At 55.0% G+C, this 1,301-nt stretch carries 1 protein-coding gene; it reads right to left on the reverse strand.

Going from position 1 to position 1,301, the window contains the following annotated elements; translation table 11 throughout:
- Positions 1–57: 57 nt before the first annotated feature.
- Complete coding sequence (locus M9827_RS27580; RefSeq protein WP_502943475.1) at positions 58–1,200, reverse strand: IS481 family transposase; 1,143 nt, start codon at positions 1,198–1,200, stop codon at positions 58–60.
- Positions 1,201–1,301 lie beyond the last annotated feature (101 nt).

Genomic DNA, 1,301 nt, shown 5'->3' on the forward strand with positions numbered 1-1,301 from the left:
GGGAGTGTATGTACCGGAGACATGGTGGACACATGTTCGGAGACATAGTGGACGGTTTTAGATCTTCTTACCTGCCGTGACGATCTGCAAGTTCAAGTCGATTCGGGCGATGCGATGTCTACTCCAGTAGACATCGTGGATGCCGTCCTCCGTCGTTTCCCGGATAGCCACTGACCTCCCGTAAAATGCCTTTCCGACAGTGTATTCACGGTTGCCCCAGTAGATCTCGCCCTTCACCTGAACCTTCCTGACCACATCCCCATCGTCGTACTCAGGCGCCGCCGGTTGCTCCTGATATTCCCGCGGGCTGCTGCTGTAGCGAGTAGCAGGAACCTGCATGCCCAGTGCTTGATGCGGGCGCTTCTGGTTGTAAATCTCACGCCAGATATCAAAAGCCCGTTGTGCATCGTCCAGATCGATGAAGAGCTGGCCTTGCAGGACTTCCCTTTTCAGGCTGCGGTGGAAGCGCTCCAGCTTTCCCTGGGTTTGCGGGTGATAAGGTCGGGAGTGGCCGACTTTGATGCCCTGGTTCATCAGCCAGACCTCCAGTGCGGTATAAACGCCTGTCTGATCACCCCATGGCGAACCGTTGTCCATCGTCATGCGTAAAGGCAGGCCGAAGCGCCGAAAGGTCCGGATTAGATGCTCCTGAACGGTTTGGCGCTGCTCATTGATGCATGCCGCGATGCACAGCGAAAACCGTGAATGATCGTCCAATATCGTCAACGGATGGCAACGCCCCTGACCTAGGCTGATATGTCCCTTGAAGTCCATCTGCCAAAGATCGTTGGGCGCTTCATGCTCGAAGCGGATAAACGGTTTGATCTCAGCGGCCTTTGGATCAACGCGCGAATGACGCTGTAAAACCGCATGCACAGTACTGACCGAAGGCATCACTTTGCCGTCGTCTTCCAACACACGCTTGAGCTTGCGAGCGCCCCAAGTGGCGTACTCCTGACTCACGGTCAGAATCTGCTGCTCAACCTCGTCAGCGCAGCGTTTGGGTGATGTCTTTGGTCGTCGAGACTGATCGATCAATCCCTCTGCACCTGAGGTTTCAAACCTGTTGAGCCATTTGTAGGCAGTGCTTGGGCTGATATTGAATCGACGGCAAAGCTGCCGAACATTGGCCCCTTCTTGCCGAGCCAAAAGCACGAACTCTGTACGAAGCTGCACGGTGGACACCTCTTCCCAGGACACAGGCCATCTCCTTCGCGATGAGCAATGTGTCTATTAAAATGTGTCCACCATGTCTCCGAACACCTGTCCACCATGTCTCCGGTACATACAGGGAGAGGGCT

Source organism: Pseudomonas sp. AKS31 (genome assembly GCF_023634765.1).
GTDB lineage: Bacteria > Pseudomonadota > Gammaproteobacteria > Pseudomonadales > Pseudomonadaceae > Aquipseudomonas.